The following is a 21,091-nucleotide window of genomic DNA, read 5'->3' as shown; positions in this document are numbered from 1 at the left end:
CTGCATACCGTAAATAATGATTTTCCTGTACCTGCTTAGAGGCGCGTATACCGTCTTCAAAGCTGCCATGTAGTTCCATCCGGTTACCAGGAAACAGGCTGTACTCAGCATTACATTGCTATGGTAAACGTTCTGGCAGACCAGCATAATGGTAAATACACATCCCGTAATGGTGACTGCTGCTGGGAATGCATTCATAAATACATAACGCAGAAAACCACTCTCAATCTTGTTGAAGTTGTTTTCCTGGGCGAGCAGGAAGGTTGGGATACCCACTGCGCAGGCACTGATCAGGGACATCTGAATTGGCTCAAACGGATAGCTATCGCCCCAGAAAATAGTGATCAGACACAGCAGCACAGAGAAAATAGTTTTGATCAGGAACATGGAGGCTGCGGTACGGATGTTGTTCACCACACGGCGTCCCTGGTTCACAATTTCCGGCATAGCGGCAAAATTGGAATCCATGAGCACTACATTTGCAATGTTCTTGGCAGCGTCGCTTCCCTCTGCCATAACTACGCTGCAGTCTGCCTCTTTCAGTGCCAAAACATCGTTCACACCGTCACCGGTCATGGCAACTGTATGCTTCTGTTTCTGAAGGGCAAGCACCATCTCTTTCTTCTGCTGCGGAGTTACACGGCCGAATACGGAACACTCTGCAACGGCACGCTCCATATCCTCCGGTGTGGTGATAGTGGTGGCATCAATATATTTATCTGCATTCTCCAGGCCTGCTTTTTTTGCAATGGCAGAAACAGTCACAGGATCATCACCGGAGATCACTTTCAGATCTACGCCCTGGTCTTTGAAAAATGCCAAGGTTTCAGGGGCATTATCCCTGATAATGTCAGTAAGCATAAATAACGCAACCGGCTTTAACCCTTCCGGAAGCTCATTCTCCCGATTCAGGTTTGGGCTATGCGCCAACACCAGAACACGTAAGCCTTCTTTTCCATAAGCAGCACACTGCTTGATCAAGTTTTCATTTCCATCCGGGAAAAGGAACTGGGCAGCACCCATCAGATAAGTTCCTTCTGTTTTAAAGGCTACACCGCTGTATTTGCGATCTGAGGAAAACGGAATGCAATGATCTACCGGCATGTCCGTTCTTCTGGAGAAGCGTTTGTGGAGTGCATCTGCGGTGGCGTTCTTGTCCTTTAAAACGGACATCATGTTTGCCATGACACGTTCGATCTCACCCATGGTCAATTCTGGCTGGGCGCCGCTGATGGCTAAATCAGTATTGACATTGCCCTGTGAATCTTGTGCTGACAGCTGTTCAGTAGTTCCCATAACAACTCCTATCTGCAATTGTGCCGCAACCACGGATACTTCAGACTGCGCCTCTGCAGCTGCCATTTCTGGAACTTTCTGAGCTTGATTCGCTGTTCCATTTATTGTACTTTCGCTTATATTCTCATTTTCTGCTTCCGGAGCCTTGATCTCCATCCCTTCCACATAGGGCTGTACCTGTTCCACGCACATAGTACCGGCTGTGATGGTTCCGGTTTTATCCAGACAGAGGGTATCCACTCTCGCCAGAGTCTCAATACAATACAATTCCTGCACCAGGGTATTCTTACGGGTTAACGTCAGCGCACCAAGCGTCAGCGCCACGCTGGTAAGGAGCACCAGTCCCTCCGGGATCATTCCGAGGACAGCTGCTACCATATTAACTACTGCATCTCTGATTCCGTTTCCAGCAATATAATACTGCTTATAAAACAGCAGCATTCCCATAGGAACTATGATCACACTGATGGTCTTCAAAATCGCATTCAGAGAGTTGCGCAACTCGGAATTATGACGTTTAAATTCCTTTGCCTCGCTGGTGATCTGGGAAGCATAATTGTCCTTACCTACATGGATAACCTGACAGCAGGCCTCTCCGGATGTAACAAAACTTCCAGAAAAAAGCTCGTCCCCTTCATTTTTCTGAAGATTGTCAGATTCTCCTGTCAGCAGGGATTCATTGACCTCAATACTGCCCTCAAGCACCTTGGCATCTGCAGGCACCTGATCTCCTGTTTTCAGAAAAAGGATATCGTCCAGAACCAGCTTCTCCGTGGAGATAGACCATTTTTTGCCTTCACGCAAGACCACTGCCTTGCTCTCCGTAAGGATAGCCAGCTTATCCAGCGTCTTTTTCGCACGCACTTCCTGGATGATTCCGATCACCGTATTGATCACAATAATCCCCATGAACATGGAGTTCTTATAGGAGCCAACCAGCAATACCATAATCATCAGAGCCAGGTTCAGAAAGTTGAAAAATGTAAGCACATTCTCCCTTATGATCTGCTTATAGCTTCTTGTGTTAGGGTTCTCATTGGCATTGATTTTCCCCTCTTCAATTCTTTGTTGTACCTGTTCGTTTGTCAGTCCTGTCATCGTTACTTCCTTCATTCTTATGTTTTCTTTAAGGATGTTTCGTTTTTACTCTTTTTCTTTCCTGGAGCATGTTAAAAAAATCAGATTACTGCTCACAGAAGTATACTTCGCGTAACTTTATTATAAGCAGCAACAAATTCAGGGCAGATGATAACATCCGCCCTGATGAATTCTCTTTACGGTCTGCCTCATCTTTACCACCTATTTATCTGTAACGAAATAAATCTGCTTAAGGATTCGGTTTCCTGTAAAAAATATTATTCTTTTGTATCGATGACGACACCTCATAATTACTGCAGTTCGCAGTAACTATTAATACTCTTCTTCCTCTGCCTCTTCACCCTCATGGATGTCAGACTTCGGTTTCTTCAGACCTTCGATCTCAATGTGATGCTTCTGTGCGTAATCCCACAGTGCAGCATGTACAGCCTCCTCTGCAAGAAGAGAACAGTGTACTTTCACTGGCGGAAGTCCATCAAGAGCCTCCATAACAGCCTTGTTGGTAAGCTTCATAGCTTCCTCGATGGTCTTACCTTTTACCATCTCAGTAGCCATGCTGCTGGTTGCAACTGCAGCACCGCAGCCAAAGGTTTTGAATTTGCAGTCTCTGATAATATGTGTCTCATCATCGATATCCAGGAAAATTCTCATAATATCGCCGCATTTGGCATTTCCTACTGTACCGACACCGCTTGCATTCTCTATTTCTCCAACATTACGTGGATGCTGGAAATGATCCATTACTTTCTCACTATACATCTTTTTTTCCTCCTGGCAAGTGTTTTAATCAAATTTTTTATTTTTTTAACTATTCAGCAGGCACTATTCCGCGAGGTGTTTTTTGTGAACGTAGTTCACAGAAAGCCCGAGAATGTCGGCGCGAAATCATGCAAAGCATGATTTCTGTGCATCGCGAAGCGTGTAACTGTGAAGGTACTGAACAGTTACTGTTTTTTTATAAAATCTTCATATAATGGAGACATTGATCTCAGGTAAGCTACGATTTCTTTCAGCTTATCTACTACAAAATCAGCATCTTCCATGGTAGTCTCCTCGCTTAAGGTCATACGCAGGGAACCATGCGCAATCTCATGTGGGAGTCCGATAGCCAGAAGTACATGGGACGGATCCAGGGAGCCTGATGTGCAGGCGGAACCGCTGGATGCACAGATGCCATAATTGTCAAGCATGAGCAGCATGGACTCTCCTTCGATGAACTGGAAGCTTACATTTACGTTATTTGGAAGACGTTTGGTGCGGTCACCATTTAATTTCACATACGGAATCTCTTTCAGGATTCTTTCAATGAAATGATCTCTTACCTGAATCTCTTTGTCTGTACGTTCTTTCATAGTGCGGACTGCACGATCTGCAGCAACGCCGTAACCTACGATTCCAGGAACATTCTCTGTACCTGCGCGGCGCTTTCTCTCCTGCGCTCCACCATGTACAAAGGAACGTATCTTAACACCCTTGCGGATGTAAAGGAAACCGATTCCCTTCGGTCCATTCAGCTTATGTCCACTGGAGCTGAGCATATCAATTCCTAACTCATCTACATTGATCGGCACCTGTCCAAAAGCCTGTACTGCATCTGTGTGGAAAAGGATGCCATGCTCTTTGGCAATTGCACCGATTTCCCTGATCGGCTGGATAGATCCGATCTCATTGTTCGCAAACATAACAGAAATCAGAATCGTCTCTGGTGTAATAGCTTTCTCAAGCTCGTCAAGCTTCACAATACCATTCTCATCTACATCAAGATATGTGATCTTCGCTCCGCGCTCTTTCTCAAGATATTCGCAGGTGTGAAGGATTGCATGATGCTCGATTTTGGTTGTGATGATGTGGTTTCCTTTGGATTTATATGCTTCAAAGGTGGCTTTCAGTGCCCAGTTATCAGACTCTGAACCGCCAGCTGTGAAATAGATTTCTTCTTTCTTGGCACCAAGTGCATCTGCGATCTGGCCTCTTGCCTTGCTGACGCCTTCTTTGCTCTTGGATGCGAAGTCGTAAATGCTGGATGGATTTCCATACATTTCGGTAAAATAAGGAAGCATTGCTTCTACTACTTCCGGAGCGGTCTTGGTAGTAGCCGCATTATCCAGATATATCATTTTTCCCATTTTTCTTCCTCCTGGTTTATTGGTATCAATTCGATATGAAAGACTCCCGGGAAAGGGTTATTTCATCTATCTCCTTAGGTACTTTTCTATTTCCTAGTATTTCGCTTGGATTTCTATCCCACTTTACCAGATAATAACAGTTCTGTCAAGGCACATTTACAGCATAAACTAACTAAAAGGATGAAGAGGATAGGCGGATTCTTATGTCTGACAAACTTTTTATCAAAGGAACCCTGATTCTTACTCTTACCGGCCTTGTCAGCCGCCTGATGGGTTTCTTCTATAGAATATTCTTATCTCATACTATTGGTGCACAGGGAGTTGGAATTTACCAGCTTACGCTTCCGGTTCACGCAATCGTACTGGCAGCCTGCTGTATGGGCATTCAGGCTGCTATTTCCAGGCTGTGTGCCTCTTTCACTGCCCTTGGAAAAGAAAAAGATTCCAGAGATGCGTTGCTTCTTGGAACATTTCTTTCGATGGCACTTTGCGGACTTTTATCTTTTCTGGTCTATTGGAATGCAGATTTTGTGGCTTCTGCCTTGTTAAAAGAGCCGCGTACTGCGGTTCTGCTTCGTATTCTTGCCTTTAGTTTTCCTTTTTCAGCCTTGCATTCATGCGTAAACAGCTTTTATTATGCCAGAAAAACGACTGGAATTCCAGCTTTTATCCTGCTTCTTGAGCAGACTTCCCGGATCGGCAGCACTTACGTGATCTACCTGATTCTGATTTCCCAGAAAAAAGAGATTACCCCTGTAATAGCAGCCGGAGGTGCACTTTTCAGTGAACTTACAGCCACTGTAGCATGTATGCTGGCGCTTGGACTGGATTTTTCCAGGGAAAATTACAAACCAGTCACCGGACTGCTTCGACGTATTTTACGAGTATTTTTCTGTATGTGCAAAGGCACTCACAGAAATTCACCTTCTGCTGTAAAATATATTTCACATATACAACCAGCTTCTGTCAAAAACAATACTGCCACTTCCATAAATGCTCTTATAAAAGAAATCGCCCAGATTGCAGTTCCCCACTCTGTCAACCGGCTGCTGCTTACCTTACTCTCTGGCATCGAAATGGTTCTTATTCCCCAAAGACTGCTTCTGGCTGGAATAAATCGGACTGATTCCCTGTCTGTGTACGGAATTTTTACCGGAATGGCGCTGCCGCTGATTCTTTTCCCGGCGACACTGACAAATTCTGCCTCTGTTATGCTGATGCCTTCTGTGGCTGGTTTACAGGCCCTCGGTCATGAGAAAAAAATCCGTCATGTGATCCGCCGTACCTGCGAAAACTGCTTTTTCTTCGGAGGCTTCTGTACATCCTTTTTCTTTGTTTTCGGAAAATCACTGGGAAATTTTCTTTTTCACAGTGAAACTGCGGGGATTTACATAAGGACGTTGGCTTTTATCTGCCCTTTTCTTTATACAAATACTGCACTGGAAAGTATTCTGAACGGTCTCGGGCGCCCGGATGCTTGCCTTTTTCACAATATTGCAGGAGTGTGTATCCGAATTGGATTTGTTTTCTTTTCTATTCCTGTGCTTGGAATCCGTGGATATTTTTACGGAATGCTCCTTTCCCAACTGATTCTTACCTTGCTTCATTTCATTTATCTAAACAGACTGGAGCATGTTTGAAAAATCATTCCCGCAATTTGCCTATCGACATTTTTTCCATCATAGTCTATAATATTGAATCGAAAATAAATTTTGCCGATAAAAGGAGAAAATACCATGGGATTTGAATTCATCAAAAAGCTTCCAACCCCCGACGAGATCCGCAACCAATATCCCATTGATGCAAAGATCAAGGCACTGAAAGAGAAACGTGATCAGGAAATCCGTGACGTATTCACTGGAAAATCCGATAAATTTCTTGCAATCATTGGTCCCTGTTCTGCAGATAATGAAGATGCTGTATGCGACTATCTGCTGAGACTTCGCAAAGTTCAGGACAAGATCGCGGATAAAGTTTTAATCATTCCTCGTGTTTATACAAATAAACCTCGTACTACCGGAGAGGGTTATAAAGGAATGGTTCACCAGCCAGATCCGGAGAAAAAACCTAATATGCTTGCCGGTCTTGTTGCCATCCGAAAAATGCACATCCGTGCTATTGAAGAGAGCGGATTTACCTGTGCGGACGAGATGCTTTACCCAGAGAACTGGCGTTACCTTTCCGATCTGCTTTCCTATGTTGCTGTAGGAGCACGTTCTGTTGAGGATCAGCAGCACCGTCTCACTGTCAGCGGTATGGATGTTCCGGCGGGAATGAAGAATCCTACAAGTGGTGACTTCAGTGTTATGCTGAACTCTGTTGTTGCAGCTCAGGGCAGCCATACATTTATCTACAGGGGATGGGAAGTTGAAACTACAGGGAATGAGTTGACACATACCATTCTTCGTGGTGCTGTAAACAAACACGGAGAGGCTATTCCTAATTACCATTACGAAGATCTTCGTCTTCTTTTCGAGAAATATTCCGCTAAGAACCTGAAGAATATGGCTACCATCGTGGATACCAACCATTCCAACTCCAACAAGCAGTATGAGCAGCAGATCCGTATTGCCAAAGAAGTTCTTCACAGCCGTCAGGTTGATTCTGATGTTCGTGGGCTGGTAAAGGGTCTTATGATCGAGAGCTACATTGAGCCAGGCAATCAGAAGATCGGACCAAACCATGTATATGGTAAATCCATTACAGATGCTTGTCTTGGATGGGAAGAATCTGAGAAGCTGCTTTATACAATCGCTGAGATGTGCTAGCGCCTGTTTGAAAAATCATTCCCGCAATCTGCACGCCCCACTTTGCGGTATATTTTCAGAAATAAAATTTATTTATCTCCTGTATTCTGATTTCGGAATGCGGGAGATTTTTCAGACACGCTCTAATATCTTTCGATAGAATTTTCGGTCAAACATTTTTATAATACAAGAAAGAATCTTACTTTGCAGAATTTTCATTACATAAAAAAGAATCCTGCTTGCAGGATTCTCCGCCTGCGGCGGGTCGCCTCGAGCGACAACTACCTTTCCGCCGCAGTGCGATCCTGCCCGGTAGGGCTTTTTATGTAATAGGAAATTCCAACGGAATTTCCTATTACATAAAAAACTGCCCACAGGTCTCTCCCATGGACAGTTATCATCTTATTCGATCTTCTCAATGTCTTGGATGTGCTTTCATATACACATCTCGCATCCGGTTAATATTCATGCTTAAATATACCTGAGTCGTAGAAATATCGGAATGTCCCAGCATTTCCTGGACGCTTCGGATGTCTGCTCCATTCTGCAGCATATGTACTGCAAAAGAATGTCTCAATGTATGTGGCGTAATATCTCTGTGAATTCCAGCCTCCTGGGCATAGCCTTTCAGCATTTTCCAGAATCCCTGACGGCTCATGGCCTTACCGGAGCAATTTGTGAACAGCGCATGCTCTGAATCATCTTTCACAAATACCTTACGTCCCTCTTCAAGATAAAGATTCAACGCTTCCTTGCTTACATTTCCAATCGGGATGATACGCTCTTTATTCTCCTGGCAAACCACATAGCCAAGCTGAAGGTTTACATCTGTGGTCTCCAGATGGATCAGTTCGCTGACACGCATACCAGTGGCATATAAAAGCTCTAACATAGCCTTATCCCGAATTCCCTTAGGCGTAGTCAGATCTGGCTGCTTCAAAAGATCGTCAACTTCCTGAATACTGAGAATCTCCGGAAGCTTCTTCTCTACCTTTGGAGATTTCAGATTATCTGTGGGGTTCTCTTCCATCTTCCTAAGTGCAAACATGTGTTGAAAAAAAGCACGCATGGAAGCAACACTTCTTGAAATAGTGGATGACGCGAAGTTCTCTTTCTCCATATAATCCATGTATCCCATAAGATCAAATTCACGGACATCTTCCGCTTTCATAATTCCCTTCATTTCCAGGTATGCAGCCATCTTGTTCAGATCACGCTGATAGGAAACCTCTGTATTCTGGGATGTTTTTTTCGTATTATGTAAGTATTCAATAAACTCGCGTATTTCCTGTTCCATATTGTTTACTTCCTGTCTCTTTTGTTATAAATTCATTTCATATAGCCCATGATCATACTGCTTTAGACCATGTTTGAAAAAGATTCTGGAGCGTGTTTGAAAAAGGCTTTCTGTAAGATGTGCGTCACAATTTGTGGGAGATTTCGCCCGGAATTCCTATTGTCCATTGCATTTGCTCTTTCACGCTTTATTGCAGGAACGGGCTACCTCCCCACAATAACTGATCTTAAAATGTATTTGTATTATACTTTGTAATTGACATAAAATCAAACCTTTTTTTCGGCCAAAAATCGTATAAAAACAAGCTTTTTTTGCCCATTTTACAAAATAGCGTCGCTTTTATGGTAACCAATACTATATCTTGTATTTTTCATATTATTCTCATTCAAAAAATTTCGAAAAATCCAGAATTTTGTTTAAAATCCATGGATTTACACGCCATTCCAAAAGAATTCCCACACCGTATAAAGCTGTATATAAGAGCACTTTCAGGAGATAAGCGCTTACTTTCTGTGGAAAAATTCCATGATTGCGCCAGATTCCCATAGATTCCCTGTAGACCATCTGATACACCGAATCCCATAATGGCAGATAGATCAGATAATGCGGAAAAAGAAGTGCTACGGCAACTGCGCCTCCGGTAAGTCCGAACTGCAAAATAGACATGGAAAATACGATTCCCAGCCCAATCCCGGTAAAAAGCATCGCCATAATTGCCATAGGGACTCCAAATACAGTAAAACCACAGATTAGAGAAAGGAAAAAAATCCCGCCGCGCATCCAGAGAATCTGCAAAAGATAATCGATTCCTCCCGCTTCTGTTTTCCCATAGGTTTCCAAAAGGTACACTGCGGAAAATGCCTGCTGCTTCCAGGAAAAGCGGTATATAAAGTTCGGGATCAGCATTCCTGCAAGAAATCCTGCAAGCAGCAAAGTCAGTCCTGGAAAAAAACTTTTCTTTTTGATACTGAGTAAATTTTCCATATATTCACCCTGTACCATTGTACGCAAGCGATGATTTGATTATGAATTACATAAAAAAATTCTTCTTGATTTTCCATGAATCAGCTCATGCAAGCATGGCTCGTTCATGGCTGCCGTCCGAGACTTTCACAAATAAAAACCGCCTCCGCATCCTTCATATAGTATGAAAAATGCGGAAGCGGTTTCTTAATATTTCTTAATGTAAATTAACTCCGATTATTTGGCATAATCAACAGCTCTGCTCTCGCGGATCACATTGACTTTGATCTGACCCGGATACTCAAGCTCAGCCTCAATCTGCTTCGCTATATCTCTTGCGAGAAGTACCATCTCAGAATCATTCACATGCTCAGGAACTACCATAACACGGATTTCTCTACCAGCCTGGATTGCAAAGGATTTCTCAACCCCCTTGAACTGATTGGTAATATCCTCAAGCTGCTTCAGCCTGTTGGTATAAGTCTCCAGTGTCTCTCTTCTGGCACCTGGACGTGCTGCGGAAATTGCATCTGCTGCCTGCACGATACAAGCAATAAGACTCTCTGGTTCCACATCACCGTGATGTGCTGCTACTGCATTGATCACAATAGGTGTTTCCTTATATTTCTTACAAAGGTTTACACCAATCTCAATATGGGATCCCTCAACTTCATGGTCAATAGATTTACCGATATCATGAAGCAGACCGGCACGTTTCGCCATGCGCACGTCTACACCAATTTCACCGGCAAGCAGACCGGAAAGCTGGGCTACCTCAATAGAATGCTTCAGTGCATTCTGTCCATAACTTGAACGGAATTTCATACGTCCAAGAAGTTTCAGAAGCTCTGGGTGAATACCATGAACTCCAACGTCCATAGCTGCATTCTCGCCATCCTCGCGGATCTGAGTTTCAACTTCTTTCTGTGCCTTCTCAACCATTTCCTCGATTCTGGCCGGATGGATACGTCCATCTACGATCAGTTTCTCAAGTGCTACTCTTGCCACTTCACGTCTGATAGGATCAAATGATGAGAGAACTACTGCCTCAGGAGTATCATCAATGATAAGGTCTACACCTGTCAGGGTCTCCATAGTACGAATATTACGTCCCTCACGTCCGATAATACGTCCCTTCATCTCATCGCTTGGAAGCTGCACTACGGAAATAGTAGTCTCGGCAACATGGTCTACCGCACATTTCTGAATGGCATTTACCACATATTCCTTGGCTTTCTTTCCTGCTTCTTCCTTCGCCTGGCTCTCAAGTTCCTTGTAAAGTCTGGCAACATCAACTTTAACATCGTCTTCCACAGATCTGAGCAATTCTTCTTTTGCCTGTTCGGAGGTCAGACCGGAAACACGTTCCAGTTCCTGTACTCCTTTCAGCTCGAGTTCATCTACTCTCTTTTCTTTCTTCTGCAATTCAGCAAATCTCGCTGTGCACTCTGCCTCGCGCTTCTCAACTGCTTCAGCTTTCTTATCAACGGTTTCTTCCTTCGATAAGACACGCTTCTCATATTTCTGCAGTTCGTTTCTACGTTCCTTGGTTTCCTTCTCCAGTTCATTCTTTGTACGGAGAGATTCTTCCTTTACTTCCAATAAAGTTTCACGTTTCTTTGTTTCGGCCGTTTTTAAGGCTTCATCAATGATGCCTCTGGCCTTTTCTTCAGCTGACCCAATCGTTTCTGCGTCTTTCTTAACTTTGTTATCCACAGAAACTTTACTAGTAATAGGAACTGCAATCAGTAGAGTGGCTACTACAGCGACAACTGCAACAATAATTGTTGTCACAGGAGCACCTCCTCAATATTTAGTTTTCATTGTGCAATCACAACAATACAAGTTTATCTTTTTTTTAGAATTATGTCAAGTTTTTCTACACAAAAATGAAATTTATATTTCGTCAAGGGTTCCTGTGAAAGTACTAAACAGCTGAATTTTGTTAAAAATTCCTCTCACAGGTAATATTCATCTCTTCAAGTACATGGGATATATCCCCATAGGAAAAGCCTCTTCGCTGAAGAAATCCCTGCAGTCTGCGCATTCCTTTTTCATCCAGAACAGTATCTGGCTGGCACTTCTTCTCTACTGCAACGCGGAGAATGGCCAGTTCATCTGGCTCTTCAATCTCTGCTGCCTCTTCCCAGGCTGCAAGGGCAGTCTCGCGGTCAATTCCTTTCCCGGAAAGCTCCTGGAGAATCTTCTGACGGCTCTTGGTACCCATGCGGAAGGAAATATAATTCATGGCATAGCGGTGATCGTTCAGATACCCATAGGAACGCACATAGTTCATGGCATCCTCTGTGGCTTCTGCTGAAAAGCCTGCCTGACGCAGCCGGTCAGACAGGCCTTTCTCTGTACGGTCCATATGCTCCAGAAGAAGCATTGCCTTTCTTCTGGCATTCTTTTGCTCTTCAGGTGTAACCGCCATATTTTATTCCTCTTCTGCTGCCGGAGCGTCAGATTCTGGTGTAGTTTCATCTTGCTTCACATCCTGCTGCTCTTCCTCCTCACCTGGAAGAAGGTGATAATGGATACGAACCTTGCGTTCAATCTCATCGCAAATGTCCGGATGCTCTTTCAGGAACAGCTTGGCATTCTCTCGTCCCTGGCCGATCTTATTTCCTTCGTATGCATACCATGCACCGCTCTTATTCACAATAGAATTCTCAGCAGCAAGATCAAGGATATCCCCTTCCTTGGAGATGCCGGTACCAAACATAATATCAAACTCAGCCTGCTTAAATGGCGGAGCAACCTTATTCTTAACAACCTTGATCCTGGTATGGTTTCCAACCATCTCGCCGCCCTGCTTCAATGTCTCTACACGGCGTACATCAAGACGTATGGATGAATAGAACTTAAGGGCACGTCCACCAGTAGTTGTCTCCGGGTTACCAAACATAACACCAACCTTCTCACGGAGCTGGTTGATAAAGATCACAACGCAGTTAGACTTACTGATAATAGCGGTCAGCTTACGAAGTGCCTGTGACATCAGACGTGCCTGCAAACCTACATGACTGTCTCCCATGTCACCATCAATCTCTGCCTTGGGAACCAGAGCTGCAACGGAATCCACGATGATAATGTCAACTGCACCGGAACGAACCATGGTCTCTGTAATCTCCAGAGCCTGCTCACCATTATCCGGCTGGGAAATGTAAAGATTATCAATATCTACGCCGATGTTCTTCGCATATACAGGGTCAAGAGCATGCTCGGCATCGATAAAACCGGCAATTCCGCCTCTTTTCTGAACCTCGGCTACCATATGTAATGCAACAGTGGTCTTACCACTGGACTCTGGTCCGTAGATTTCTATAATACGTCCCTTCGGCACACCGCCTACCCCAAGTGCAATGTCAAGGCTCAAGGAACCGGTAGGAACAGTCTCCACCTGCATATTGGCACTGGACTCACCCAGTTTCATTACAGAGCCCTTGCCATATTGCTTCTCAATATGTCCAAGAGCCGCTTCCAGCGCTTTCTTCTTCTCTTCATTTATCATTATTCCGATCTCCTATTCTTAATAATCAGACAAGTCCGTAGTAATTTCTGTAATCATTAACCGGACTGTATAACCTGTTACCATTCACAAAAGGCACCTGGCAGAACCTTATCCGTGAACAGCAGCCAGGATCTGTTACTGTTCACTCCGTTCACAGTAACGCGCTTCGCGATGCACAGAAATCATGCAAAGCATGATTTCGCGCCGCAATTCTCGGGTTTTCTGTGAACTTTGTTCACAAAAACACCTCGCGGAACGTTACCAGTGAACAGCAGCCAGGATCTTCTTGCTTGCGCAAATACGAACCTATGTTCGTTTCTCTGTAGTACATACTATCTTAAATCAGTTCACTTGTCAAGCCCCTACTCGCCATATAAAAATTTTATTTTTCATGTTAAGCCAAACGAACTGTAAAGTTATTTTCACCGGTGGAATCATCCCGGAATACGGGTGTGAAATTCTTGTATACCCGGAGACAGACAAAACTCCGGTAAATTTTGAAATGAATCGTATACGACTTTTATATTGTCGTTTTCCTGTCAGTAATTCTACTATATAGCAAAACATCCGGAATTACAAGAATTATTTCCTGCAACCCGGATGTTATTTACTATCCCATTACTGTTCACTCCGTGACCAGTAACACTAGCCCCTCTTATCCCTGGCTAAGCACGCTTCTGACATGATCCACTTCTTCCCTTGTTGCCTGAGCTGCCGGCACATAATAGCCTCTTGCACGGGCAATCTGGTAAATCTCCTCCTGGGACATCTCGCACTGATTTCTCATCTGTTTTAAGGTTTGTTTCAGCTGAGGATTCTCTGTCTGAGGGATCATCTCCCCATAACGGGTCAGTTCACCGTTAATTCCGGCAAGGGTATCTGCTACCATCACTTTTTCATTCATCTGCGGCACCTCCTACTGTAAATACTGCATAAGCTGATTTTTGCAGTCCACTGCCGACTGGGCAGACTTCTGGAAAAACTGTTTTACCTGGGCATCTGTAGCCTTACTTGCATACTCCTCCATTTTACAATGGGTGGTGTCAAATCCGCCGATCAGGTGACGTAAATTCTGTAGATCCAGTTCTGAAATTTGGTTCATATAACCTGCCTCCTGTTAAAATATGTTACTGTTCACTCCGTTCACAGCAACGCGCTTCGCGATGCACAGAAATCATGCATTTGCATGATTTCGCGCCGCACTTCTCGGGTTTTCTGTGAACTACGTTCACAAAAAACACCTCGCGGAATGTTACCAGTGAACAGTAACTAAAATATTTCTGTAGCGAAAACCAACAGTATGGAACCTTTGTTTTCGACAGCCTTCAAATGTCCATATATACAAAATACAGGAGAAAATTAATCTCTCCTGTATCCTGAGGCGGACACTTTACAGAAAGTAGTATGTCCGAATTTCATCTTATTATGTACCGTATATATTATGTACCATATATATCTATATCCGTACTTTAAATGGCATATTTCTTACAGAATCCTTATTCCCCGATCAGCCAGTTGTACATCTCTTCATACTGGCGTGCGGAATTACTCCATGAGAAATCCTTTGCCATAGCCCGGTCTACCATCTTATTCCATTCGCGCTTCTTGTCATAGTAAATGCGCTCTGCATAGCGGATCGTGGAAAGCATCTCATGTGCATTGTAATTGCTGAATGAAAATCCAGTTCCTGTTCCTTCGAATTCATTGTAAGGCTCTACCGTATCCTTCAGACCACCTGTCTCTCTGACGATTGGAAGAGTACCATAACGAAGGCTCATCAGCTGGCTCAGACCGCATGGCTCAAACAATGACGGCATCAGAAATGCATCAGAAGCTGCATAGATTCTGTGAGACATGCTCTCATCGTAATAAATCTGTGCAGAAACCTTGCCATGATATTTCCAGTCAAAGTGACGGAACATATTCTCATAGCGCTCATCTCCTGTGCCAAGAGCTACAATCTGTACACTATCCTGACAAAGCTCGTCCATGATATAAGCGATCAGGTCAAATCCCTTCTGATCTGTCAGACGGGAAACAATACCGATCATCATAGCCTTCGGATCCTGCTCAAGTCCTAAATCTTTCTGTAGCTGGATTTTATTCTTAACCTTCTCCTTACGGAAAGTGGTAGCATTATAACGAGCTGACAGATTAATATCTGTCTCCGGATTAAAATCATTATAATCAATACCATTTACAATACCACGCAGACTATTGGAGCGTGCACGGAGCAGTCCGTCCAGACCTTCGCCATAGAACGGTGTCTTGATCTCATCTGCATATGTATTACTTACTGTAGTAACAGCATCTGCAAATACAATACCACCCTTCAGGAAGTTGCCATCCTTGTATGCTTCCAGCTTATCCGGTGTAAAGTAGTAATCGGAAAGTCCTGTAAGCTCCTTGATCGTCTTCACATCATATACACCCTGGAATTTCAGGTTATGTATGGTCATGATGGTCTTAATTCCCCAGAAGAACTGATTCTGCTGGAAGCTGTCGTGCAGATAAACAGGAACAAGACCAGTCTGCCAGTCATGGCAGTGAATAATGTCCGGACGGAAATCGATTACCGGAAGTACGGAAAGCACTGCCTTGGAGAAGAATGCAAATTTCTCCAGGTCCCACGGAGCACTGTCATATGGCTTCGGTCCACTGAAATAATACTCATTATCTATAAAGTAGAACTTAATGCCATCATACTCCATCTGAAGAATACCTACATAACAGTTCTTATATCCAAGATCCATGTAGAAGTGTGTGACATATTCCATTTTATCTTTCCATTCCTGCTTCATGCAGGCATATTTCGGTAAGATCACGCGAATATCAAAATAACGTTTATCAAAGCATTTCGGCAGTGAGCCGGCTACATCAGCCAATCCTCCGGTCTTAATGAAAGGCACTGCCTCTGATGTTGCAAAAAGAATTCTTTTCATCCAAAAAACCCTCCTTAGTAATAGCAAATAACGTTACTGCCACTTAATGCCAGTAACCTGCTTTTGTCTTTTATTATACCCCAAATTCGGCTCATTGGAAAGAACGATTTTTATATTCCAGTCTGATTTTGTCAGCAATCAGTGCAATAAACTCGGAATTGGTAGGTTTTCCTTTCCCATTGCTCACTGTATAGCCAAACAGCTGGTCAATGGTATCCATTTTTCCACGGCTCCATGCAACTTCAATGGCATGGCGGATAGCCCGCTCCACGCGGCTTGGCGTTGTCTGATGGCGTTTGGCTATGGTTGGGTATAAAATTTTTGTAATAGAATTCAGCATTTCCATGTCATTTACGGATAAAATAATGGCATCCCGCAGATACTGATAACCTTTAATATGTGCAGGTACTCCGATTTCATGTATAATATCTGTCACATCCGTTTCCAGATTTCCTGGATTGTAAGTATTTTCCTCTTCCTTTTGTCTTGGACGGTTCATTTCCCTGGCGCGTCTCTCTCCCGCCCGGCGGATGTGTTTGATCCGGTTCAGCAGCATTTTGTTGTCAAAAGGCTTCAGCATAAAATAATCTGCTCCAAGATCAAAAGCGTCCTCTGTGATCCGCTCCTGTCCCACTGCCGAAACCACAATAAATGACGGCACTTTTTTCAAATTTTCATCGTGACTGAAGCGCTCCATCACTGAAAGTCCGTCAACTTTTGGCATGATAATATCCAGTACAACCACGTCAGGCTGTTTTTCCTTTATGATGTTACAGATTTCTTCTCCATTATGTGCTTTTCCAACCAGTTTCAGGTCTTCGTCCTGATCAATGATCTTACTCAGTACCTCCACCATTTTCTCATTATCGTCCGCAATTGCCACATTCAATTTTTCCATGAGGCCATTCTCCTTCTACTATTTTGAAAATTCTCCGGCAATCCACAGCCGGAAAGTTGCTATATTTCTGATATCAGGAACCAAACGCGTTTTTCTTCCCAATATCTTCCTATCACCTGTACAAAACAGCAGGGCCCTGTTTGCTCTTGCACATTTTTCAGAAAAATTTTCCTTTGCTGTAACAACGTCTATTATAGTGGAACTGCCATGGGGAAATCAAGCCGAAACTGCCGTTTTTACTGCATTTTCGTTCGATTAGTTTCGAGTTTTTTTGCGTCTTTTAGCGACAATAATTTCATTTTTTCTGAGGAAATTTTTATATTAAGACAGCGTTTTACACCGACTCTCAATTTAACACAGTTTATTTTTTTCAAGTTTTATGATTGAAAGATATGGAACAGGTTCATAAAAATACAAGAGTGAAATCATGATTTTTCTCCATACTAGTACAGTGAAAATTAAGTTTCTGCTATATTGACGCAGGATATGAAAAATCAGACAAGTCAATATGGCGGTTACTTAATATTTACTGTACTAGAGTGTGTTTGAAAAATCATTCCCGCAATCTGCACGCCCCACTTTGCGGTATATTTCACCCGAATTCGGTTGCCGTAGCCCGCTACGGCGCCCTCATCCGGGCGAAATCTCCCACAAATTGTGACGCACATCTTGCAGAAAGCCTTTTTCAAACACGCTCTAGCACAGTGAAAAACAAAAGAAAAGGATGTGAAAACATGTACCAGAAACGAAAATACAAACATTTTATCCTGCTCTGTCTTGTCCTTGACCTTCTGGCAATGGTATTTCTGGGATATCGTTATCTGGACCGGAAAATTCCGGATGAAATACACATTGACAAAAATTCAGGACTTGACCTTTCCCAGATTTCCAATCTTCCTTTTGTATCTTTCGGAGATACAATCACTGCTTCCGGGGAAGGAAGCTACCAGCTGCCTTGCAGGCTTTTTGGAAAAATAGCTTTCAAGAATATTAAAGTGAAACCAACAGAGGCAGACACCATTCTGGTCAGCGGCAGCACAGTGGGGATTTACATGGAAACAGACGGAGTTCTTGTGATCGACACCGGAGAAATCCTTTCTGAAAATGGACAGATGCAGGATCCGGCAAAAAATATTTTAAAGCCTGGCGATTATATTGTTGCACTAAATGAGCAGAAAATATCCTGCAAGCAGGATTTAATTAACGATCTGGAAACTATTGATGGAAAGCCTGTTACGGTAAGCGTGCGAAGAAATAACAGTACCATTCCGGTCTCTCTCTCCCCGGCACAGGATGCTTCCGGAAAGTACAAGCTTGGAATCTGGGTCCGGGATGACACCCAGGGAATCGGAACCCTTACCTATGTAACAAAAGACGGAAATTTCGGTGCTCTTGGCCATGGAATCAGCGATATCGACACAGGAAATCTTTTGTCAATAAAGGGAGGAAATCTTTACTGTGCCCAGATTCTCGGAGTGCAAAAAGGGGAAAAAGGAAGTCCCGGAGAACTTTCCGGGCTGATCCGTTACAGAAATGACAATGTGATCGGACAGATTCGTGTAAATAGTTCAAATGGAATTTACGGCAGTTTCACCAACAGTTCTGGCAATAATATTACAGAGCTCCAGGCCGCAGCTTCTGCTTCAGATGATACGGTCAATGCTTCTGAAAGCTTTAACCAGTCCAAAACTTCTTTCTGGGATTTTGCAGACAGTTTTTCCGGAAATGATTCTCTGCCAATTTCCCTCCGCCAGATGAAAATCGGCTACAAACAGGAAGTACAGACCGGTCCGGCTTCCATTCTGTGTGATGTAGGTAATGGAGTAAAAGAATACGATGCAGAAATCACCAGAATCGACATGAACCACGAGGACACTAACAAAAGTTTCATCATCCATATCACCGATCAGCGGCTTCTTAACACCACCGGCGGCATTGTCCAGGGCATGTCAGGCAGTCCCATCCTGCAAAATGGAAAAGTAATCGGTGCGGTAACCCACGTTTTTGTCCAGGATGCGGCAAGTGGGTATGGAATTTTTATTGAAAACATGCTGGAGCGTGTCTGAAAAAGGCTTTCTGCAAGATGTGCGTCACAATTTGTGGGAGATTTTGCCCGGATGAGGGCGCCGTAGCGGACTACGGCAACTGAATTCGGGCAAAATATACCGCAAAGTGGGGCGTGCAGATTGCGGGAATGATTTTTCAGACTCGCTCCGGAGCCTGCCTGAAAAAGCTTCTGATATATTCAGAAATCCCCTGTCAGACAGGAGCCTGTCTCACAGAGGATTTCAACTTACATGTTTGAAAACTCATTTTCTCAATCTACAAAAAGGAATTATGCCTTGCACTCCCTGGCCAGTTTTTTCATCTCCCTTGCATTTTCCAGCACAGCGCCAGTGATCTGGGCACCCCCAAGAAGACGGGCCAGTTCGCGGATGGAGGCTTCTTCATCAAGGGGATGAATCTGAGTGGTGGTCTTGGTGCCTTCAACCTGCTTCTCGATCTCAAAATGGGAATCTGCCATGGCTGCGATCTGGGGAAGATGGGTAATGCAGAGCACCTGATGATGATGCCCGATCACTGCCATTTTCTCAGAAACCTTCTGAGCAGTGCGTCCGCTGATTCCCGTATCTATTTCATCGAAAATCAGTGTTTCGATCTGGTCACGATCTGCCAGGATTGCCTTCAGGGCAAGCATAATTCTGGAAAGCTCACCGCCGGATACGATTTTACCAAGGGGCTTCAGACTTTCTCCCGGATTTGTGGAAATTTCATACTGAATTTCATCATAACCATTCTCTGTAAAACTGCTTCTTCTGGAAAACGTGATGGCAAACTGTACATCCAGAAAATTTAAGTCTTTTAATCCCTGAATTACCTTTTCCTCCAGCTGATGGCTGTATTCTTTACGAATTTCCGAAAGACGGCTGCAGGCTGTTTCCAGCTGTTTCTCTGCCTTTTTCAGTTCTTCCCTGGCAGCCTCGAAAATTTCTTCATACTTCTGAAGTTTGTTCAGCTTTTCCTGCTGTTTTTTCTGGTATTCCTGGATTTCTTCGATACGCTGACCGTATTTGGCTTTCAGACCATTGAGCAGATCCAGGCGGTGCTCTGTCTCATAAAATACGGACTCATCAAAAGTCATGTCATCCATATAGGAGGACAGCTCCCTGTTAAAATCATTGAGAAGTCCGTCCACTTCGCTTAAGGTCTGGGAAAGGGATTCCAGCTGTTCATCGTACTCTGTCACTCTGGAAAGCTCCCGAAGAGCCTCTCCCACTGCTTCCCCGGCTCCCTGTCCGTCATATCCGGTAAGGGCATGGGCACTTTGTAGGGAATCGATAATTCTGCGTCCATTGGAAAGCTTTCGATACTGCTTTTCCAATTCTTCGTCTTCTCCTGGAACCAGAGATGCTTTCTCAATCTCATTGATCTCAAATTCCAGAAAAGCCATTTCACGATTCTTCTGCTCTTCATCCATATCCAGAGATTTCAGTTCTGCCTGACATTTCTTATATTCCTGATAGGCAGCTTTCACCTTCTCTTTTTCCGGAAAGATTTTTTCACGGCCGTAAGCATCCAGGATTTCCAGCTGTTTCTCCTCATAGAGAAGGGACTGGTGCTCATGCTGCCCGTGAATGTCAAGAAGACAGGCTGCAGCAGCCTTCATCTGGCTGACAGTGCTTGTCTCCCCATTTATCTTATTAATGCTCCTGCCGTCCATGATTTTTCTTGACATGAGGATCTGTCCGTCCTCTGGATAAATATCAAGTGCAGCAAGTGCCTCTTTTGCTTTCGTATTTTCAACCTGGAATAAAAGCTCTACCAGTGCATAGGGCGCATTTTCCCTGATCATGCTTCTGGACGTCTTTCCTCCCAGGATCAGCTGCATGGAACCGAGAAGAATGGACTTACCGGCACCAGTCTCACCGGTGAGGATATTCAGCCCGGGTCCGAATTCCACTTCTATTTCATCTATGAGTGCAAGGTTTTTTACGTGTAAATGTACTAACAAGGTTGACCTCCTTACGTTACTGTATTCCCAATGGACAGTAACTCCTTACTCTTTTCTCATACTCTTATAAACAGGCCTAATTGCCCATATGTAATGTCAGGCAGCGATATGCTTCAAAGCAACACATGCCTTCAGATAGCAACAATCGAGCAGGAAATCCCTGCCCGATCCACTTTATGTTCTCAGTCAGCTCTGAAA

The 21,091-nt window shown here is 43.8% G+C and carries 17 protein-coding genes and 4 pseudogenes; 5 read left to right on the top strand and 16 right to left on the bottom strand.

All coding sequences use genetic code 11. From position 1 onward, the window contains the following. The 3 genes from AB5170_RS17570 to nifS all read right to left on the bottom strand — a co-directional run. Positions 1–2,409: cation-translocating P-type ATPase (locus tag AB5170_RS17570; RefSeq protein ID WP_368365118.1), on the bottom strand; the 2,409-nt coding region annotated here is incomplete at its 3' end. 297 nt (positions 2,410–2,706) lie between these two features. Continuing rightward, positions 2,707–3,153, bottom strand: coding sequence for a Fe-S cluster assembly scaffold protein NifU (gene nifU / locus AB5170_RS17565; RefSeq protein WP_118580961.1), 447 nt, complete (start codon positions 3,151–3,153; stop codon positions 2,707–2,709). Between the two features lie 185 nt (positions 3,154–3,338). After that, positions 3,339–4,520, bottom strand: coding sequence for a cysteine desulfurase NifS (nifS, locus tag AB5170_RS17560; protein ID WP_118580964.1), 1,182 nt, complete (start codon positions 4,518–4,520; stop codon positions 3,339–3,341). Positions 4,521–4,723: 203 nt separating this feature from the next. Here nifS and AB5170_RS17555 point away from each other — a divergent pair, with 203 nt between their 5' ends. After that, positions 4,724–6,160 carry an MATE family efflux transporter gene (locus tag AB5170_RS17555; RefSeq protein WP_368361632.1) on the top strand — a complete coding sequence of 479 codons (1,437 nt, stop codon included), beginning with the start codon at positions 4,724–4,726 and terminating at the stop codon, positions 6,158–6,160. 96 nt (positions 6,161–6,256) lie between these two features. Next, positions 6,257–7,288 carry a 3-deoxy-7-phosphoheptulonate synthase gene (locus AB5170_RS17550; RefSeq protein WP_118580970.1) on the top strand — a complete coding sequence of 344 codons (1,032 nt, stop codon included), beginning with the start codon at positions 6,257–6,259 and terminating at the stop codon, positions 7,286–7,288. 394 nt (positions 7,289–7,682) lie between these two features. Here the strand turns inward: AB5170_RS17550 and xerD are convergent, their stop codons facing one another. Continuing rightward, entirely contained in the window at positions 7,683–8,564 is an 882-nt protein-coding gene (xerD, locus tag AB5170_RS17545) for a site-specific tyrosine recombinase XerD (RefSeq protein ID WP_173718393.1), read from the bottom strand. Between the two features lie 24 nt (positions 8,565–8,588). Next, a pseudogene (locus tag AB5170_RS17540) lies at positions 8,589–8,702 on the bottom strand (DUF6783 domain-containing protein); the annotation flags it as partial. Here AB5170_RS17540 and AB5170_RS17535 point away from each other — a divergent pair. Continuing rightward, a complete protein-coding gene (locus tag AB5170_RS17535) occupies positions 8,661–8,819 on the top strand; it encodes a DUF6783 domain-containing protein (protein WP_368072541.1) in 159 nt (52 codons plus the stop codon). The pseudogene AB5170_RS17540 and the gene AB5170_RS17535 sit on opposite strands and share 42 nt — an antisense overlap. A 126-nt stretch (positions 8,820–8,945) precedes the next feature. On the opposite strand, the gene AB5170_RS17530 is transcribed toward AB5170_RS17535, so the two are convergent. The 9 genes from AB5170_RS17530 to AB5170_RS17490 all read right to left on the bottom strand — a co-directional run bounded on the left by AB5170_RS17530 (position 8,946) and on the right by AB5170_RS17490 (position 17,570). After that, positions 8,946–9,548: a stage II sporulation protein M gene (locus AB5170_RS17530; protein ID WP_173773253.1), complete on the bottom strand. Its 603-nt coding sequence runs from the start codon at positions 9,546–9,548 to the stop codon at positions 8,946–8,948. 216 nt (positions 9,549–9,764) lie between these two features. Beyond that, entirely contained in the window at positions 9,765–11,321 is a 1,557-nt protein-coding gene (gene rny / locus AB5170_RS17525) for a ribonuclease Y (protein ID WP_148462512.1), read from the bottom strand. Between the two features lie 151 nt (positions 11,322–11,472). Next, positions 11,473–11,961 (bottom strand): regulatory protein RecX, encoded by a 489-nt coding sequence (locus tag AB5170_RS17520; protein WP_148462513.1) that lies wholly within the window; start codon positions 11,959–11,961, stop codon positions 11,473–11,475. 3 nt (positions 11,962–11,964) lie between these two features. Further along, entirely contained in the window at positions 11,965–13,041 is a 1,077-nt protein-coding gene (recA, locus tag AB5170_RS17515; RefSeq protein ID WP_148462514.1) for a recombinase RecA, read from the bottom strand. A 655-nt stretch (positions 13,042–13,696) separates the two neighbouring features. Further along, a complete protein-coding gene (locus tag AB5170_RS17510; RefSeq protein ID WP_118580993.1) occupies positions 13,697–13,945 on the bottom strand; it encodes a spore coat protein in 249 nt (82 codons plus the stop codon). 12 nt (positions 13,946–13,957) lie between these two features. After that, a complete protein-coding gene (locus tag AB5170_RS17505) occupies positions 13,958–14,143 on the bottom strand; it encodes a hypothetical protein (RefSeq protein ID WP_148462515.1) in 186 nt (61 codons plus the stop codon). A 394-nt stretch (positions 14,144–14,537) separates the two neighbouring features. Beyond that, positions 14,538–15,983 carry a glycogen synthase GlgA gene (glgA, locus tag AB5170_RS17500; protein ID WP_148462516.1) on the bottom strand — a complete coding sequence of 482 codons (1,446 nt, stop codon included), beginning with the start codon at positions 15,981–15,983 and terminating at the stop codon, positions 14,538–14,540. Positions 15,984–16,074: 91 nt separating this feature from the next. Beyond that, complete coding sequence (gene spo0A, locus AB5170_RS17495) at positions 16,075–16,881, bottom strand: sporulation transcription factor Spo0A (RefSeq protein ID WP_148462517.1); 807 nt, start codon at positions 16,879–16,881, stop codon at positions 16,075–16,077. A gap of 515 nt (positions 16,882–17,396) precedes the next feature. Further along, positions 17,397–17,570, bottom strand: coding sequence for a DUF6783 domain-containing protein (locus tag AB5170_RS17490; protein WP_368361798.1), 174 nt, complete (start codon positions 17,568–17,570; stop codon positions 17,397–17,399). Between AB5170_RS17490 and AB5170_RS17485 the strand changes: the two are divergent. Then, a pseudogene (locus tag AB5170_RS17485) lies at positions 17,487–18,875 on the top strand (SpoIVB peptidase S55 domain-containing protein); the annotation flags it as partial. The gene AB5170_RS17490 and the pseudogene AB5170_RS17485 sit on opposite strands and share 84 nt — an antisense overlap. Here AB5170_RS17485 and AB5170_RS17480 read toward each other — a convergent pair. Further along, a pseudogene (locus AB5170_RS17480) lies at positions 18,788–19,027 on the bottom strand (DUF6783 domain-containing protein); the annotation flags it as partial. The pseudogenes AB5170_RS17485 and AB5170_RS17480 overlap by 88 nt on opposite strands. Here AB5170_RS17480 and AB5170_RS17475 point away from each other — a divergent pair. After that, a pseudogene (locus AB5170_RS17475) lies at positions 18,965–19,186 on the top strand (DUF6783 domain-containing protein). The pseudogenes AB5170_RS17480 and AB5170_RS17475 overlap by 63 nt on opposite strands. A gap of 30 nt (positions 19,187–19,216) precedes the next feature. On the opposite strand, the gene recN reads toward AB5170_RS17475, so the two are convergent. Then, the gene (gene recN, locus AB5170_RS17470) at positions 19,217–20,893 is read right to left on the bottom strand and encodes a DNA repair protein RecN (protein ID WP_227200048.1); all 1,677 of its coding nucleotides are present in this window, start codon (positions 20,891–20,893) and stop codon (positions 19,217–19,219) included. Positions 20,894–21,091: the final 198 nt, after the last annotated feature.

Origin of the sequence: Ruminococcus sp. RTP21484sp1_RTP21281st1_A8_RTP21281_210402 (assembly GCF_040914025.1) — a bacterium.
GTDB lineage: Bacteria > Bacillota > Clostridia > Lachnospirales > Lachnospiraceae > Blautia_A > Blautia_A faecis.
The sequence above is the reverse complement of the archived record's forward strand: the minus strand, read 5'-3'. Positions and strand labels throughout refer to the sequence as shown.

Bases quoted from the DNA above. Each gene is read 5' to 3' on its own strand.
- nifU (WP_118580961.1), bottom strand. From the start codon at position 3,153: ATGTATAGTGAGAAAGTAATGGATCATTTCCAGCATCCACGTAATGTT.
- nifS (WP_118580964.1), bottom strand. From the start codon at position 4,520: ATGGGAAAAATGATATATCTGGATAATGCGGCTACTACCAAGACCGCT.
- recA (WP_148462514.1), bottom strand. From the start codon at position 13,041: ATGATAAATGAAGAGAAGAAGAAAGCGCTGGAAGCGGCTCTTGGACAT.
- AB5170_RS17555 (WP_368361632.1), top strand. From the start codon at position 4,724: ATGTCTGACAAACTTTTTATCAAAGGAACCCTGATTCTTACTCTTACC.
- spo0A (WP_148462517.1), bottom strand. From the start codon at position 16,881: ATGGAAAAATTGAATGTGGCAATTGCGGACGATAATGAGAAAATGGTG.
- AB5170_RS17510 (WP_118580993.1), bottom strand. From the start codon at position 13,945: ATGAATGAAAAAGTGATGGTAGCAGATACCCTTGCCGGAATTAACGGT.
- glgA (WP_148462516.1), bottom strand. From the start codon at position 15,983: ATGAAAAGAATTCTTTTTGCAACATCAGAGGCAGTGCCTTTCATTAAG.
- AB5170_RS17550 (WP_118580970.1), top strand. From the start codon at position 6,257: ATGGGATTTGAATTCATCAAAAAGCTTCCAACCCCCGACGAGATCCGC.
- AB5170_RS17520 (WP_148462513.1), bottom strand. From the start codon at position 11,961: ATGGCGGTTACACCTGAAGAGCAAAAGAATGCCAGAAGAAAGGCAATG.
- xerD (WP_173718393.1), bottom strand. From the start codon at position 8,564: ATGGAACAGGAAATACGCGAGTTTATTGAATACTTACATAATACGAAA.
- AB5170_RS17505 (WP_148462515.1), bottom strand. From the start codon at position 14,143: ATGAACCAAATTTCAGAACTGGATCTACAGAATTTACGTCACCTGATC.
- AB5170_RS17530 (WP_173773253.1), bottom strand. From the start codon at position 9,548: ATGGAAAATTTACTCAGTATCAAAAAGAAAAGTTTTTTTCCAGGACTG.